General features: G+C 60.0%; 1 protein-coding gene. It reads left to right on the forward strand.

Going from position 1 to position 430, the window contains the following annotated elements; translation table 11 throughout:
- Positions 1–265, forward strand: a 265-nt coding sequence (locus J5M58_RS27215; RefSeq protein WP_207880570.1) for a YadA C-terminal domain-containing protein, incomplete at its 5' end; no start/stop codon positions are given.
- Positions 266–430: the final 165 nt, after the last annotated feature.

The raw sequence follows: 430 nt of genomic DNA on the forward strand, positions 1-430 counted from the left end.
GCTTTGGGGCGTGCAATCGAGCGTAGACCAAGCCGCGCGCCGTGCGTATTCGGGTGTGGCGGCTGCCACCGCGCTGACGATGATTCCGGAAGTCGATCCTGGCAAGACGATTGCAGTTGGGATCGGTGCCGGCAGCTATCAAGGGTATTCGGCATCCGCGATCGGTGTGTCCGTGCGGTTCTCCGACAACCTGAAGGCGAAGCTCGGCATGGGGATCAGCAGTCAGGGCAGCACGTACGGCGGAGGCATCTCGTACCAGTGGTAAGGCGGCGACTGACGCCATGGACGAGGGACGATTCGTCCCTCGTCCGCGTATCGATGGTATCCAAAAGAAGGAATGAGGATGAGCGGCATAGACCGATTCGCGCTGAAGCTGGTTGTGAGCGCCACGTGCGCTGACATGTTCGAGTTGGCGATATATGGATTGTTG

Source organism: Pseudomonas sp. 32_A (assembly GCF_017490905.1).
GTDB lineage: Bacteria > Pseudomonadota > Gammaproteobacteria > Pseudomonadales > Pseudomonadaceae > Aquipseudomonas > Aquipseudomonas inefficax.